The sequence below is a fragment of the Bacteroides sp. MSK.18.37 genome (assembly GCF_019129155.2).
Classification (GTDB): domain Bacteria; phylum Bacteroidota; class Bacteroidia; order Bacteroidales; family Bacteroidaceae; genus Bacteroides; species Bacteroides ovatus.
In genome coordinates this window covers 7,068,210-7,085,830 of the sequence record NZ_JAHOIB020000001.1, presented here as the reverse complement: position 1 = coordinate 7,085,830, position 17,621 = coordinate 7,068,210, and the positions used below count along the sequence as shown (strand labels likewise).

General features: G+C 40.7%; 10 protein-coding genes. All 10 read left to right on the top strand.

The features are described 5' to 3' along the window. Positions 1 to 6: 6 nt before the first annotated feature. The 10 genes from KSX81_RS27970 to KSX81_RS27925 all read left to right on the top strand — a co-directional run bounded on the left by KSX81_RS27970 (position 7) and on the right by KSX81_RS27925 (position 17,614). On the top strand, positions 7 to 1,761 hold the full coding sequence (locus KSX81_RS27970; protein WP_052587867.1) for a RagB/SusD family nutrient uptake outer membrane protein: 1,755 nt from the start codon (positions 7 to 9) through the stop codon (positions 1,759 to 1,761). Between the two features lie 18 nt (positions 1,762 to 1,779). Further along, positions 1,780 to 3,303, top strand: a complete 1,524-nt coding sequence (locus tag KSX81_RS27965; protein WP_052587861.1) for an Ig-like domain-containing protein — start codon at positions 1,780 to 1,782, stop codon at positions 3,301 to 3,303. 20 nt (positions 3,304 to 3,323) lie between these two features. Continuing rightward, positions 3,324 to 4,682: an alginate lyase family protein gene (locus KSX81_RS27960; protein ID WP_004296992.1), complete on the top strand. Its 1,359-nt coding sequence runs from the start codon at positions 3,324 to 3,326 to the stop codon at positions 4,680 to 4,682. 84 nt (positions 4,683 to 4,766) lie between these two features. Beyond that, positions 4,767 to 6,194 (top strand): glycoside hydrolase family 30 protein, encoded by a 1,428-nt coding sequence (locus KSX81_RS27955; RefSeq protein WP_052587866.1) that lies wholly within the window; start codon positions 4,767 to 4,769, stop codon positions 6,192 to 6,194. Between the two features lie 173 nt (positions 6,195 to 6,367). Further along, positions 6,368 to 7,756, top strand: a complete 1,389-nt coding sequence (locus KSX81_RS27950) for a glycosyl hydrolase family 28 protein (protein ID WP_004296989.1) — start codon at positions 6,368 to 6,370, stop codon at positions 7,754 to 7,756. Between the two features lie 44 nt (positions 7,757 to 7,800). After that, entirely contained in the window at positions 7,801 to 9,732 is a 1,932-nt protein-coding gene (locus KSX81_RS27945; protein ID WP_004296988.1) for a glycoside hydrolase family 127 protein, read from the top strand. Positions 9,733 to 9,747: 15 nt separating this feature from the next. Continuing rightward, positions 9,748 to 11,673 carry an alpha/beta fold hydrolase gene (locus tag KSX81_RS27940; protein ID WP_004296987.1) on the top strand — a complete coding sequence of 642 codons (1,926 nt, stop codon included), beginning with the start codon at positions 9,748 to 9,750 and terminating at the stop codon, positions 11,671 to 11,673. A gap of 21 nt (positions 11,674 to 11,694) precedes the next feature. Next, positions 11,695 to 13,962, top strand: coding sequence for a heparinase II/III family protein (locus tag KSX81_RS27935; protein ID WP_004296986.1), 2,268 nt, complete (start codon positions 11,695 to 11,697; stop codon positions 13,960 to 13,962). Positions 13,963 to 14,089: 127 nt separating this feature from the next. Then, complete coding sequence (locus tag KSX81_RS27930; protein ID WP_004325499.1) at positions 14,090 to 16,867, top strand: two-component regulator propeller domain-containing protein; 2,778 nt, start codon at positions 14,090 to 14,092, stop codon at positions 16,865 to 16,867. Positions 16,868 to 17,098: 231 nt separating this feature from the next. After that, positions 17,099 to 17,614, top strand: coding sequence for a sigma-70 family RNA polymerase sigma factor (locus tag KSX81_RS27925; protein WP_004296983.1), 516 nt, complete (start codon positions 17,099 to 17,101; stop codon positions 17,612 to 17,614). The last annotated feature ends 7 nt before the right edge of the window (positions 17,615 to 17,621 follow it).

Below are 17,621 nucleotides of genomic sequence, written 5' to 3'. Positions count from 1 at the left end.
TATAATATGAAACTATCGAATTTATATACTACCTTACTTTTTAGTTTGTGTTTGTTGTTCCAGTCATGTCTGGACATGAATCCCGAGGAGCAACTCTCGGATGGCGACATGTGGCAGAATCGCGGGCAATTCGAAGCTTTTGCCAAGAATTTCTATGGTTGGACACGCGATTTCGGTGGCTTGGGGGATGCTCACGGTGATGTACAAGCAGACCTGTTTAGTACAAATCCCAGGAATCTTTTCAGTAATGGAACATCTACCATTCCACTTACCGACAAAAGCTATACAGATGCTTATGCCAATCTTCGTCAAGTAAATCTGTTGTTACAAAAGGCAGAATCTTATGCTCTTCCCGAAGAAATTAAGATACCTGTTGGTGAGGCATATTTTTTCAGGGCTTATATCTATTTTGACCTGCTTCAACGTTTTGGAGGAGTCATTAAGGTGGAAGAACCGTTAGATATCACTTCTCCGGAGCTTTATCGCACTCAAAATACAAGAGAAGAAATTAACGAATTCATTATCTCCGATTTGAACGAAGCGATAGCGCTTTTGCCGAAGTTTAAGGATATCACTGCTGCAAACGCAGGCACTATTTCACTTGAGGGTGCACAAGCCTTTTTATCCCGTGTGGGACTTTATGCGGGGACATGGGAAAAATTCCATAATGGTAATGGAAGCAATACGGAATTGTCAAAGAAATGGTTGAAAATAGCATACGAAGCTGCTGATGCAGTTATTGAGTCGAAAACATTCGAACTCTTCAAACCGTCTGATTTGGTTATTGAAGGGGATGAAGGGGCTGCTTACCGTTATTTGTTTATACTGGAAAATGAGAAATCGAATCCGGCCGGTTTGAACAAAAGTGCAAATAAAGAATATATATTTTCCAGAAGACATGATACGACATTGGCACCTATTGGTATCAATATTACCGAAGGTCGTTTTAATAATGCGTTATATGTAACACGTAAATTGGCCAATATGTATCTTCAAAAGAGCACCGGATTGCCGATTGATATATCGAAGTGGAATTACGCTACTAAAAATTCGGAGTATTTCGACCGTGACAACCGCATGACAAGCATAATGATGGTAGACGGAGGTTTTTACTTCAGTAGCAACGGTGGACGTTATCGTAGAACGTGGTTGGGAGATGCAGCTGAAATTAAGGAAGCCGGAGTGACTGCTCACAATGCAGCAGGTGGTACCGGGTACCGTTGTCGCAAATGGTGTTCGGAAAGAGAAGTGGAAAACCGGAAGGAAGGATACGACTATCCTATTATTCGTTATGCGGAGGTGCTTTTAAACTATGCAGAAGCAAAATTTGAATACGATGACAATATCTTGGATCCTGATTTGGACAAATCGTTGAATCTGGTACGTTTGAGAGTTAATCCTACTATGCCTAAATTGTCTAACGGACTGCTTCGGGGTACAGGTACAAACATGAGAACGGAAATTCGTCGTGAACGTACGGTGGAATTGATTGATGAATGTTTCAGACTGGATGACTTGAAACGTTGGAAAACAGCAGAAAACGAAATGCCTGAAGATATGTTGGGAATCAAATATACGGGAACCGCTTTTGAAACTTCCGGTTGGGCAGGGGTTGTGACGAATACGGAAGGATGCTTGATTTGGGAGAGCGGCAGAAAATGGGACAATAAGCAGTATTTGTATCCTTTCCCGCTGGATCAGTTGCAACTGAATACGAACTTGCGGCCCAACTGGCAATCTACAAATCCTTATGTGAAATAATTTTAATGTTATAATTATATGAAAAGAATATATACATTAAGCAAGACGATGGCTTTCCTGTTTTCATGCATGGCACTGATAGGAACTGTAATCTCTTGTGCGGACGATTACAATACCGATCCGCTGACTAAAAATACCATTCTATCATCGATAACGATTGATGAGAAATATGAAGTCTATACACTGGTAAAGGGCGAAAACTATACTTTGCATTTCTCTACTTTGCCGGAAGATGCGACTAATCCCGGGGTGTCTTGGGTATCAGGTAACGAAGAGGTGGCTACGGTAGATGCTAACGGTAAGGTGACGGCTGTTGCTGTCGGAACATCGGTTATTACGGCAAAACCAGCTGTCGGATATGCAGATGGAGTATCGGCTGCCATAACAATTAGTGTAGTTGAAGAACTTGCGCTTACACAATCGGTTGAGATAACCAATTTGCCTGAAGAGCTTACCATGATGGAAACGCAATCGGTTCAGCTCAAAACGAAAACTGTACCGGAGAAACCTAGTTTCTATCTTCTATCGTGGAAAAGTAGCGATGAGAAAGTGGCTACGGTTGATGAAAACGGGCGAGTACTGGCTGTGGGAGAAGGAAAAGCGACAATTACTGCAACAACTACAGATGGCACGGATCTGTCCCATTCAGTTGAGGTAACGGTAAAACCTGTTATTCACGTGGAAACATTCGAGATGAGTTCTATACATAACAAACTTGCCAAAGGTGAAATATCTGTGTTGAAATACACTGTAACACCTGCGGATGCAACTGTATCTGCTTTGGTATGGACTACTTCCGATGCTACAGTCGCTTCCATTGAAAAACGAGTTTTGGGAGAAGAAGAGGTATTCGTCATCTTGGGAGGTGTAAATTCTGGTACAGCAACATTAACGGCAAGTATTACCTATGCTGACGGTTCTCCGGGCTTTGAGAAATCATTTGAAGTTTCTGTGGTAGATGGTAAGATTAATGATGATTTCCTCTTTACGGCAGGATGTTTCGAAGGTGGGGATTATGGAGTATTGGAGAATGGTAGATTAGTGAGGAAGATAGAAAAAGAAGCCAACGCGAAATGTGAAGCACAGTTCCGTGGAACGATGACTTTCTACCCGTCGAAATATCCTATATATGCAGTGAAGACTTTCTTCGAAGATAGTCTCGACCCGGCCAAGACTCCCACATTGTTACTTAATATCTGGAACAATAATCCACGAATCAGTATCGGATTCTATGGTGGTACTGCTGCGGGTAATGCACAAAATTTATATAAAGTAAGCATGACAAGAACCAGTGATGGCGGATATGTAACTTATGCCGACTTAAGCACCCCCAATATTTTCAAGGGAGCAAATGCCGACTTTTTAACAAACGGAGTGCTGAATGACGGAATTACATTAGACCGCTGTGAACACAGGTTCTATGATACTTACTATACTGAAGCTGTAACGGAACCTTTTGCGCTCGATTGGGTTAAGACCTTCGAATCATTGGAAGCATATAAGGCTTATCTGATAGAGAATGAAGGAGTTGTTTTTGAATAATTATTTAAATGAGATGAAATATGAAAAAGAAAATGATAACTCTAGCGATGGTGTTATTTACATTCCTGTCTTGTAGTAATAAGGACTATTTTGATGAGGGGCATGTTGACCTGACACCGGGTTATACAATAGAAGAAGAGGATACTTATAAAGTATACACTTTGAATCATCCCTGTCTGATGCATACCAATGACGATTTCCAATATGTAGTGGGGAAGATAAAAACAGGTGCTCAACCTTGGGGCGCTGCATGGGAGTTCCTGGAACAGAACCAATACACGCAACTTAACGAAAACTGGACAACTGACGCTCCCGAGATTCTTTTGAGAAATTCTTCAGGTGGTAACTTTAAAGTTGCCAGAGAACCGGGATTGGCCGCCTATTATTTGGCCTTGCGCTGGAGAATAGCAGAAGGACTAGGCGAAGAAGATGCATATAAGTATGCGGATAAGGCTGTGAAGATTCTGGATAACTGGTCGACTGTATGTAAAGCAATTCAAGTGGAGAATACGAATGACCATTATGCGTTAGTTACCGGATTTGACGGACATCGGTTTGCACAAGCGGCGGAAGTAATGCGGGATTATCAGCCTTGGGTAGATAATGGAGGATTTTCTAAGTTCCAGACTTGGTTGAAAAATGTAGTTGCAGGTCCTGCAACCTACTTCATCAGTCAAAAAACAGATCCTTACTGGTCTTGGGGCGGATGGGAAGTTCCAAACGTGGCAATCATGCTGGCAATAGGTATTGTATGTGATGACCAGGATATGATTAATGAAGCGATAAACTATTATAAACATGGTCCCAGTTCGGGATGTATCCAGCACTTGGTGGTAGCACTACATCAAGACCCTGCCGGTCTGGGTGAAGGATATTGCCTTGGACAAGCTGATGAATCGGGTCGCGACCAGGATCATGCCGGATTGAGTATGGCTACACTGGCTCCGATGTGTCAGGCTGCGTATAATATCGGAGAAGATTTGTATGGCATCAAAGCAAACGACTCTTTTACGACAGAAGACGGACGTGTATATAATCGTTACCCTAAATATGCTGAATATGGGGATGTAAATCTGACTCTTGCATTCTTTGAATATTATGCAAAGTTCAATTGTGATCCTATTGAAGCTGTAGATATGCCGTTTACCTATTGGGAAACCAGACATGGTCAGCAAAACGAAATTTCATATCAAGGTCGGGGACACTTCTATGCAGGATATGAAATGATTTATAGTCATTATAAGCATGTAAAAGGAGTGAGTGCTCCCTATTCGAAGAAGTTTGCGGAGAAATATCGTCCGGCTACCAGTATTCACCCGTTTGAATATGATAATGATTTTCCCGGAATAGGTACTCTGATGTTCTACAAAGGAGAATGAGTTGAGGTAACAAGTTGATAAGATAAAAATAAGAAACCGTCTGTAAACGGGCGGTTTCTTATCCTGATTAGAATAAAGACAATGATGAAATTAAAGACTATAACTGCATTTTTTGCAATAACATGGGCAGTTTCTACTACTGTTTCTGCCCAGAAGGTTAGTATATATTCCACCACTTCTACCGAACGTTGGGTAGAGAAAAAACAGACATTGGATAAAAATCCTGCCGGACAGGCGGATATCTGTGTTTATCCTGACAGTCTGTTACAGAATGTTGTTGGGTTTGGAGGTACTTTTAATGAACTTAGTTGGGATGCCTTGCAATGCTTGTCTCCGGCAGAACGTGATAAAGTGATGGCAGCCTTGTTCTCGGAAGAGGGTATTCATTTCGCATTAGGACGTACTCCTATTGGTGCCAGTGATTATGCTATGGGATATTATTCTTACAATGACGTAAAGGATGACTATACCATGCGTAACTTTAGTATTGACCGTGATCGCTATATCCTCATTCCTTATATTAAGGAAGCGCTGAAGCTGCGTCCTGATTTGAAGATGTGGGCCTCTCCTTGGACACCGCCTGCATGGATGAAAGTCAATGAACATTATTCGCAGAAGAGTTCCGGTATTGAAGGGACTGAAGTGGGGCACAACCGTCTCGACCCTCATCGCAATCTTATAGGGAATGTTACCGGTTTTAAAATGCAACAGGGGTATCTTCAGGCGTATGCCATTTATTTTTCCAAATACGTACAGGCTTACAAGCAGAACGGCATAAACATTCAGATGATTATGCCGCAAAATGAAATCGCATGGACTCCCTGCTGGCCTTCCTGTACTTGGCGTCCGGAAGACTTGGCTATTTTTGTCAATCAGTATCTTGGGCCCCAGTTTGAAAAAGATTCCATTGATACTGAAATCTGGATGGGAACAGTCAATTATCCGAATCCGGATTATGTACGCACTTTTTTCAAGCAGAAAGATTCTGATAAATATGTAAAAGGTGTTGGCGTGCAATGGACAGGCATGCGGGCTTTGCCGGCTGTACATAAAGAATATCCGGATTATTGCTACATGCAGACAGAGAATATGTGTGGTAATTCGGAGAATGACTGGTCTGCTTTGGAAAATACATGGAATGCTGTAGTTCACTGCTTCAATAATGGTGTTGATTCTTATATTTATTGGAATATGGTATTGAACGAAACCTGTAAGAGTTGGTGGGACTGGGCACAAAACACTCTTATTATTATTGACAGAAAAACAGGGCAGGTACGCTATACGGATGAATATTATTTGATGAAACATCTTTCCCATTTTGTTCAGCCGGGCAGTCGTCTGCTGAAAGTGTCAGATGGTAAGAATACGCTTGCTTTCCGTTCGCATGATGGTAAAGTGGTAGTTGTAGCTTACAATCCGGAAGAACAAGAACGCTCTTGTAGTTTTAAGGTAGGTAGCAAGTATATACGTGTTATATTGAAAGGTAAATCTATTAATACAATTGTCATTTGATTATTTTTAGTACTTTCGGATTGAGTATTTCGGCATATTGCTGCGTATTAAAGAATAAGTACTCATAAAGAATTTACGGTTTTATTTAATAACAATGTTGTTGCACTGTCATTTCATAGCCGGAAGACGTGGCTACGGAATGGCAGTGTTTTATAAAAAATGTGTGATTATATATGAAAAGACAAATTTGCAGTATTTTATTATTCATATTTTGCGTGACATTACAGGCGCAGTTGGTGACTTATCCGGAAGGTTTGAAGGCGAATATGCCACATAATGATGATTATACGGTGCGTGTCCGTATTCCGGGAGGTGAATGGGAAGATTTGTTTGAATATAATGTACAGGTAGATATGGATGCTGTGCAGAATGCTTCAATGGTTCAGTTTGATATGAATGGAACGGTTGAGGTGATGGTGAAAAAGAATAATGGAACCGTACGTGAGGTTGATATACGTCCTCTTAGTTGCAACATCCAATACCGGCAGAACAAGAATGTGATTACTTTTATGTTGGACAAGCCTCAATATCTGTCAGTGGAATTTAATGGGGACAGACTTCATAATCTGCATCTTTTTGCAAATCCGTTGGAAACAGAGGTTTATAAAAAAGCAGAAAAAGGTATCATGTATTTCGGACCGGGTGTTCATGCTCCTTTGGATTTGCCAAATAATCTGATACGTGTTCTTGGCAATACTACCGTATATTTGGCTCCGGGTGCAGTGCTTAAGGCTAAGTTATTAGTTGACGGTGTAGAAAATGTACGTATTATCGGTCGTGGTATATTGGCTCATCCGGTTCGTGGTATCGAAGTGACGAATGCAAAGAATGTACTCATTGATGGAATTACGGTAGTGAATCCGAATCATTATACGGTGTTTGGTGCAGGAACAAAAGGGTTGACGGTGAAGAATCTGAAATCCTTTAGCTGTAAGAGTTGGAGTGACGGAATCGACCTGATGTGCTGTCGTGATGTGCTGATTGACAATGTTTTTATGCGTAACAGTGATGATTGCATTGCACTCTATAATCACCGTTGGAATTGGTGGGGAGGTTCTGGCAATATCACAGTGCAGAATGCTGTTCTTTGGGCGGATATTGCTCATCCGATTAATATCGGTGGACATGGAGACCCGGAATCACCGGTAGGCGAAGTAATGGAAAACCTTACTTTCCGGCAGATAGATATTTTGGAACATGATGAGGACGATGTTCCATATCAAGGGTGTATGGCTATTGATTGCGGTGATAAGAACTTGGTACGTAATGTCTTGTTTGAGGACATTCGTGTAGAGAGTATTCAAGAAGGCAGACTTTTTCATCTCAATGTGCGTTTCAATGAGAAATATGATAAAGCTCCCGGACGGGGAATTGAAAATGTCACTTTCCGTAATATTACTTATGACGGGCTTGGTGAGAATCCGTCTCTAATCAAAGGGTTCGACAACAGTCGGAAAGTGAAGAATGTAATCTTTGATAATGTCGTTATTAATGGTCAGAGGATGACGGATCTGAATGGATTTGTAAAGAACGAATTCGTAGAGGATATACGTGTGCGGTAAAATTAGTTTAAATAGTAGCTTTATAGATATTAAATATATAAACAATGATTATGAGTAAGCAGTTTTTGGTTGCAATCGCATTATTGGCAGTATCGGCTATATCGTCGGCTCAATCCGTGTACCCCGGACAACACCAGGGGAAAATGAAAAAAGAGACAGTAGCTCCTGTACGGGTGGAAAGTTTTGATTTGAAAGACATCCGTTTATTGCCAAGTCGTTTTCGTGACAATATGTTGCGGGATTCCGCATGGATGACTTCCATTGATGTGAATCGCCTGTTGCATAGTTTCCGGACAAATGCCGGAGTCTTTGCCGGTCGTGAAGGCGGGTATATGACAGTGAAGAAACTCGGTGGCTGGGAATCCTTGGACTGTGAGCTTCGCGGACATACTACCGGACATTTGCTTTCGGCTTATGCCTTGATATATGCCGCTACCGGAAGTGAGATTTTCAAGCTGAAAGGGGATAGCCTTGTCAACGGGCTGACTGAAGTTCAGAACGCTTTGAAAGGAGGATATCTAAGTGCTTTTCCCGAAGAATTGATAAACCGTAATATCCGGGGAAAGAGTGTCTGGGCACCTTGGTACACCTTGCATAAGCTTTATTCCGGTCTGATAGACCAATATCTGTATGCAGATAATCTGCAAGCCTTGAAAGTGGTGACTAAAATGGGCGACTGGGCTTATAACAAACTAAAACCGCTCACAGAAGAAACCCGCAAACTTATGATACGTAATGAGTTTGGAGGTATCAATGAGTCATTTTACAATTTGTATGCTATCACAGGAGACGAACGTTATCGCTGGCTGGCGGAATATTTCTACCACAATGACGTAATCGACCCATTGAAAGAACTTCGCGATGACTTGGGGACTAAACATACGAATACCTTTATCCCGAAAGTCATAGCCGAAGCGCGTAACTACGAGTTAACCCGCAACGAGACAAGCAGGAAACTATCGGAATTCTTCTGGCACACCATGATTGACCATCATACTTTTGCTCCGGGATGTAGCAGTGACAAAGAACACTACTTTGATCCGAAGAAGTTATCCCAACATCTGACTGGCTATACCGGAGAAACTTGTTGTACCTATAACATGCTCAAACTTAGCCGCCATCTTTTTTGCTGGACGGGCGATTCATCTATTGCGGATTATTATGAAAGGGCATTGTATAATCACATCTTGGGACAACAAGACCCTGAAACAGGTATGGTAGCTTATTTTCTGCCTTTGCTTTCCGGGGCTCATAAACTGTATAGCACAAAAGAGAACTCTTTTTGGTGTTGTGTCGGCAGCGGATTCGAAAATCATGCTAAATACGGAGAAGCCATCTACTACCATAACAATCAGGGAATATATGTAAATCTATTTATCCCTTCACAGGTAACCTGGAAAGAAAAAGGACTGACAATCCGTCAAGAAACGGAATTCCCACAGGAAGAAACAACGCGTTTCACTCTCCGGACAGAAAATCCTGTTCGTACCACCATTTATCTGCGCTATCCTTCGTGGAGCAAGGATGTAAAAGTGTTGGTAAATGGTAAGAAAATATCTGTGAAACAGAAACCTGGTTCTTATATTGTCATTACCCGTGAATGGAAAGATGGCGACCAAATCTCGGCTACTTATCCGATGCAAATCAAACTGGAGGCTACCCCGGATAACCCGGATAAGGCAGCCCTGTTATATGGCCCGTTGGTATTGGCGGGAGAACGGGGAACTGAAGGTATGCAAGCCCCTGCTCCTTTCTCAAATCCTGCTCTTTATAATGATTATTATACCTATAATTTTCATGTCCCAGCACATTTGCGTACCTCTTTGAAACTAGATAAGAAACACCCTGAACGTGCTTTGCAACGTGTAGGAAGTGATTTGAAGTTTACGACAGAACAAGGAGATGTGATTCGTCCGCTATACGATTTGCATCGTCAGCGCTATGTCGTATATTGGGATTTACAATCAGAAAAATAGATAGTAAACAACGAAATGAAGAATCGTTTATTAATTGCCGCTTTTGTAAGTATCTGCTTTTTGTCCGGTTCTTGCAAAATATCATCCGGTCAGGGAAAACAGTATGACTTCTCTTCTTTGGATTCTGTTATCCAAGGATGGGTAGACAAGGGATATTACCCCGGAGCATCCATTTGTGTAGTGAAGAATGATACCGTCATTTTTCAGAAGAACTATCGGGATTATACACCCGATACAAAAGTATATGTCGCTTCTGCCGGAAAATGGGTAGCGGCTGCTGTCATAGGCGCGGTGGTAGACCGTACTGATTTGGGATGGGATGATCCGGTAGAAAAATGGTTGCCGGAATTTAAAGACGATGCTAAAGGTAAGATTCTTCTCCGGCAATTATTATCCCATACATCAGGAGTACGTCCATATCTTCCCGAGCCTCGTGTAGATAACTATAATCATTTGGATTCGGCAGTCACTGAAATTCTTCCTTTGGATACAGTCTTTACTCCCGGCACTCGTTTTGAATATGGTGGACTTGCCATGCAAATTGCCGGAAGAATGGCAGAAGTGGCGATGGGAAAGGAGTTTGAAACGCTTTTTCAGGAACTGCTGGCACAACCTTTGGAAATGAAGAACTCTCATTTTACCCCAATCAACACGGACGGCGGACATGCACCCATGTTAGGGGGCGGACTGTGTACTACAATGAATGATTATCTTCACTTCCTGTCCATGATTTATCACGATGGAATGTATAATGGCAAGCAAATTATATCAGCAGAAACTGTGAAAGAAATGCAGGCCGACCAAGTGAAAGGCGCCATAATCCCTTCAAATAACTCGGATAATTATGTAGCGAAAGGACTGGGACAATCCCACAATGGAATCTATGGATTAGGAGAATGGCGTGAATTAATAGATAAAAAGACAGGCGAAGCTTATCAGATTAGTTCACCGGGATGGGCCGGTGCTTATCCGTGGATAAATAAACACGATAAAGTTTACGGGTTCTTCATTTCTCATGTAACAGGTTCTTCTGCTAAAGAAGACGGTTTCTCTTCTTTCTTTGGCAGCCCTGTCATTTCACGGACCGTTTCGGAAATACTGAAAGGGAAGCCATTGGTTGTCAAACAAGGACGTATCAATGTAGGAAATGGCTCTCTATACTATGAGGAAGCCGGTCAGGGTGAACCGATCATCTTTGTACACGGTCATTCGCTTGACCATCGTATGTGGGATGAGCAATTTTCTGTGTTTGCGAAAAAGTATCATGTCATTCGCTATGATTTAAGAGGATACGGCACTTCTTCTTCCCAAACAGAAGATTATCAATTTATGCATGTTGAAGATCTGGTTACTTTAATGGACTCTTTGCACATCAAGAAAGCGCATATTGTCGGGCTTTCTTTGGGCGGGTTCATTACTGCTGATATGTTGGCGTATTTCCCAGACCGGATGTTATCGGCTTTTTTAGCCAGTGGAAACATCCGGAAATCGAAGGGTCCTAGTGAGCCGATGACTAAAGAAGAAGCAAAGGTGCGTGATGAAGAAATAGCTGCCCTGAAACAGAAAGGAGTGGAAGTGATGAAGAAAGAGTGGTTTGAAGGATTAATGAAATCCGGTGGTAGCCAGCGTGAACGGATGCGTGTGCCTTTGTGGCAGATGATTGACGAATGGGATGCATGGCAACCGCTGCACAAAGAAGTACGGGTAGTAGCAGGGCTGGATGCTATTGAAGAATTGAAGAAGAGTCACCCTGCCGTACCTGCTTTAATTGTAGAAGGTCATTCTTCTGATAACAAATTTTCAAAAAATCCTCCCATATTGGAATATCTACCTAATGGAAAGCTGAAAATCATAGAGGATTGCGGGCACATGATGAATATGGAGCGACCGGAGGAATTCAATGCAGCTTTAGAAGAATTTTTAATCAATATTGAACAGTAAAATGAAAAAGCAATAAATATCATGAAACAAATAGTTCTATGCCTGATCGGAATATTATTTGCATCGTTTGTATCTGCACAAAAGATAAATCATCCTTCCCTTTTGTACACCCCTCAACGTATTCAGCAGGTAAAACAACGTATGCAGAATGAACCGAAATTGCGGGAAGCCTGGGAGGATATTCAGAAAACCGCCGATGAAGCCTTACAAAAGAAAGATTTCAATCGGTTGGATTATTTGTCGTTGGCCTATCTGATGACGGATAATAAAGAGTATGCAAATATAATCAAAGAGATTCTTTTGAAAGCTGTGGAAGCCGAATCCTGGGGAGATATGGAAATGATGGCACGTATTCCAGTCTGGCGTTCGCAACTGGGCATGGCGCATAAGAGCTTCCTTTCTGCCATAGGATATGATGCGGCTTATAACATAATGTCTTCTTCGGAAAGAAAAAAGATTGCTGAAGGATTGAAACGATTGGCTGTAGAGCCAGCCTTGGGCGACTGGCTGTTGGAACCTGCCCGAATCCATTCTTTGAACTCTATGGGACACAACTGGTGGACTTCCTGTGTATGCCAGGGTGGAATATTAGCATTAAGCCTGCAGAATGAACTTCCCGAAGTAAAAGATTGGGTGGAGCAACTTCATGAATCACTTCCCGAATGGTTTGACTTTGCAGGCGATGCCTTGCAACAGAAAGCAAAGAGTTTTGATGAGGCCGGAGGAATGTATGAAAGTCTGAATTATGCAAACTTTGGTATTCAGGAAGCTCTATTGTTTCGAATCGCTTGGATAAACACTCATCCGGGACAAAATCCCGGCGATATACCCCAATTAGCAAAACTTCCGAACTACTTTTCTCAAGTATGCTATCCTCGTACAGGTATGCTGTATAGTTTGAATTTTGGTGATAGTCATAAGAACGTATCAGCAGAATCCAGTATGATGTTATTGTATGCTTTGGGACTGAAAGACCCGACTATTCTGTGGTATATAGCCCAAGTAGAGCAAGGACAGCATCGCGATGGATTCTTCCTGAATCGTCCGATGGGCTTTCTCTATACCCCTGATTTGAGTAAAGCTCCCGTAACTCCCGATTTGAAAACCTCACAGCTATTCTCGGATTTCGGTTGGGCCACCATGCGTACTTCTTGGGAGAAGGATGCTACGATGCTTGCTGTGAAAAGCGGTCATACGTGGAATCATTCCCATGCGGATGCCAACTCCTTTATTGTATTTCATAAAGGCGTTGATATTATCAAGGATGGAGGAAACTGCTGGTATCCCAATCCTGCCTATCGCAACTATTTTTTTCAAAGCCAGGCACATAATGTAGTCCTGTTCAACGGGGAGGGGCAACCTCGTGAACAACAGTATAGCGGCTCTACTTTGCGAGGAAATCTTTATCATCTCTTGGATGCGGGTAATGTGAAATATGTTTTGGCCAATGGAACAGGTCCTGTCTCTAATAATTTCAGCCGTAACTTCCGTCATTTCCTGTGGATGGATAATGTGATTTATATGATCGATGATTTGAAGACACATAAGGTAGGACAGTTCGAATGGTTATGGCATACCAATGGAACTTATAAGAAATCGGGCATTGACGTGAATGTGATAAACGGAAATTCTTCAGTAGTCATCCGTCCTTTATATCCCCGCATGCTGGCTAAGTCCGATTTTGTGCACGACTATCCCGAAGATTTATATTGGGAAGAAATAGAAGCTCCTACGGAAGATTTGAAAGGAACCGAAAAATATTATTCATTCCATTTACCAGCCGAGGTGAACCGTGTGAAAGGACTTACAGCTATTATTCTGAAAGACGCTCCCGATGAAAAAGACCTGCCTCAAATGGAAAGACGTGAAGGGCAGGACTGGATAGGGCTTCGTATCCGTCATAAAGGTAAAATTACCGATTTATATATCAACCAACTGGCGGACGGAAGATTAATGCACAGTAATTCATGGATTATGCCCGACGGCTGGATGACAGATGCTTATATGTTTGCAGTTTCTTACCCAGAAGGTACTGAAGCAAAGAACGCTAAGGACTTCTTTATTGCTTATGGAAGTGCATTGAGACGGGGTAATGAAACTTACTTTTCATCATTGGCTAAGCTGTTCGTTATTCAGAAAGCAGAAGATAAGAAACTTGATCTTTGGATAAACGGACAGCCGAAGATAAATACCACCTTTAGAAGCACAAAGAAGCCTGTGTCTGTAGAAGTGAATGATAAGAAAATCCCGGTAGTTTATCAGAAATCACAGATAAAGGTGAAACTGTAAATTATGTATATCCAGGATAGATTCTATCTTTTTAAAGAGAGTAAGTTCCTTGTTTTTTGTGCAAACCTATATAAAATCCGAGATATTTTATGTAGGTTTGCATTGTTTCATTAAATATGAATCCTCTATGCATAATCTAATACGACATATAGTAAAGGCTTTGACTACTCTTTGTCTGCTACTCATAAATATACCTATTTATCCGATTTCTTACTCTTTCCGCAGCATTTCCGAAACAGACGGACTTTCCGACCTGATGGTCAGTTCTTTTTATAAAGATTCATTAGGCTATATTTGGATTGGCACGGCAAGTTCTGTTGAACGTTTTGACGGAGTCCATTTGAAACATTATCCCATATTAGGGAATAATGAAAAACTAAAATGGGTGAATGTAATAACAGAGACGACTGGTAATAGGATATGGATAGGGAATGATATGGGATTGTGGACGGTTCATAAGGAAACAGAAAAACTGGAACCCTTTAGTCCGGAGACTATTAATTGTGGTGTTCGTGCCCTTTTACCAACTCGGGATGGAGGATTGTATATAGGTAGTGAAAAAGGATTATTTATCTATCGAAATAATCAATTGGAGCGACTGGCAGTAAGTTCCGACATCTTATCGGCAGAAAATTTCATCGTTGCATTGAATTTGGATGAAAATGGAGCTTTATGGATTCTTACCAAAGGTGGATTACATTCCATGAATATTTCAAACCGGAAAATAACCTCTTATCCATACAAGCAGGGATTCTCCTATAGAAATATGACACGTATCGGCAAAAAGCTTTATTTAGGAACAATGGATCATGGGTTGCTATGTTTTGATATCTCGACGGGTGAATTTAAAGAAAATATTATTGACTTGGGTTGTAATGTTATCATGTCTCTCTCCAGTGATGAAAAGAATTTGTTGTATATAGGCACTGATGGAAACGGGGTACATTTTGTTTCTGCGAATAATATGAAGATTGTTCGTTCCTTTTGTTACGAATCGGGAAATAAACAGGCGATCCGTTCCAATTCTGTCTATGCATTATTGGTTGATAGGGAAGGAGTGATTTGGATTGGTTTTTATCAGTTAGGCTTGGATTATACACTATATCAGAGCGGGTTATTTTCTACCTATGCCTATCTTCCTTATTTCGACTCAAAAGAGATGCCTGTTCGTGCAATAGCTGTTTCGAAAGACGAGAAACTGATAGGTTCGCGCAATGGACTTTTCTATATAGATGAAAAGAAACAGCGGTTTAAAAGTTTTAAGGTTCCCGAATTACGTTCCAATATGATTTTGTGTATTTATGCTTTTGAAGGAAAGTATTACATAGGTACTTATGGTGGCGGTATATATATCCTCAATCCTTCCACGTTGACTTTATCTGATTTTGAAACAGCAGACTTAAAATCAACTCCATTCCTGAAAGGACATGTGTTTTGCATAAAATCGGATGATGAAGGAAGTTTGTGGATGGCGACGTCTATGGGACTTTACTGTTATAGAGATGGAAAGCAAATCCGGCATTATACTACTGAAAATTCGAAATTACCGGGAGAGAATGTCTATGATATATGTTTTGATTCCACTCGTAAAGGATGGATTTGTACAGAGAACGGTTTATGCATTTGGGATCCATCAACCAATAGTTTGAAGTCGGATATGTTTCCTGAAGGGTTTATTCATAAAGATAAAATCCGGACAGTATACGAAGATTCTAATCATGAGCTTTATTTCCTTCCGGATAAAGGTGCAATTTTTATATCTGATTTGTCGATGAATCATTTTCGGAGAATGCAGTCGGGCACTCCTTTGGATGGAAAGGATGCAATGTTTATTATAGAAGATCATGAAGGTTGGTTGTGGATTGGTACTAATTTGGGCTTATATCGTTATGATAAGAAAGGTAATTTTATTCCCTATAATTTCGTAGATGGCTTGCCCAGTTCTATATTTATTACTTGTTTCCCTGTGATAGATGAAGAGGGTACGATGTGGTTCGGCAATTCGAAAGGTATGATTTATCTGACCTCGGAACAAAATGGCAGAAAAGCAAAATGGCATTATCCGGTTGCTATTACCGATGTATTAGTGAATGGAAAGCAATCGGTTTATGCTAAGATGAGTAGAGAAAATAACGTGTATAAAATAAAATTGGAAGCAGATCAGCGTAATTTGACAATCCGTTTCTCTGGGTTCACTTATTCGGAGCCTGCATATATGTCTTATAAATGTAAGATGGAAGGAATAGATAGCGACTGGCAATTATTGAGTGGACAATCTGAAATAACGTATTATGACTTATTATCCGGCAATTATCAGTTTAGAATTCATCGGGTGGATGATCCGGAGTCGGAAATTTGCCTGATGGTGACTATTGCTCCTCGTTTCAATGCTGTTATGTGGAGTGTGACTGTTTTAGTGATATTGATAATAACCTTGGCTTATATATATTATCGCCGGAGAATGAAACGAAACAACCTAATTCAGTCGAAGGAAAAACAGCAACCGGTAATAGAAGAAAAATATAGAAAGAGTAATGTGACTGAAGAAGAATGTAGGCGCTTGGCTGGCGAACTGGAACTTCTGATGCAAAGGGATCGACTATATGTTAATCCCAATCTGAAAATAGCAGACTTGGCTGCAATATTGAATGTTTCCACTTATACATTATCCTATTTATTCAATCAATATTTGGATAAAAACTATTATGACTATTTGAATGACTATCGCATAGAGGAGTTTAAGCGTTTGGTTGATAAAGATGAATATTCTAAATATACGTTGACAGCTTTAGCCGAACTATGTGGTTTTAGTTCGCGTACTTCCTTCTTTCGTTATTTTAAAAAGGTTATTGGAATTACTCCGAATGAATATATTCGAAGTATCGGAAAGACCAATGAAGAATAATATACTTATGTACCTTTCATTTTAAACTTTAGATTGATAAATACCTCTTTAGAGTCTCAAATAATAAATTGAGACTCTATGAAATTGAGAGTTAACTGTCTGATAATTAGAATGTGTGTTGATCGCTTGCTCTCCGCCAATAGGACGGAATTTATCTCTTTCTTTTTGAATATCCGTTTTCATATTTACCTTCTATATTTGCCAACGTAATGATAAACAAAAATCTAAGCAATGGAAAATATAGATATGTCATCCGTACAGTTGATTACTGATTCTTATCAGAATTATCATCGTTCCGTTTACTTGTATATCTTATATAAGATAGGAAAAGATGAAGACGCGAAAGATCTGGCTCAAGATGTATTTTTACGTTTGATGGATTATAAGCAAATGTTGCGACCGGAAACAATAAAGTACTTTATTTTCTCTATTTGCCGGAATTTGGTTATTGATTATTTGCGTCGTCATTATAAAATGCAGGAAATTACATCCTATTTTTTAGATCAGCTTCCTACCTTTATTAATGAGGTAGAGAGCCAGATAATCGCTAATGATTTATCTGTGTGTGAGCAGAAGAGAGTTCTCCGGCTGCCTGCGCAACGAAGAAAGATTTATGTAATGAGTCGCTTCAAGCATATATCGTCAGCGGATATTTCCGCTTGTCTCGGATTATCTGTCCGTACTGTAGAAAATCATTTGTTTATCAGTCGGAAAGAAATCCGTGAATATATCCAACAGTGTATCTAATATTAGA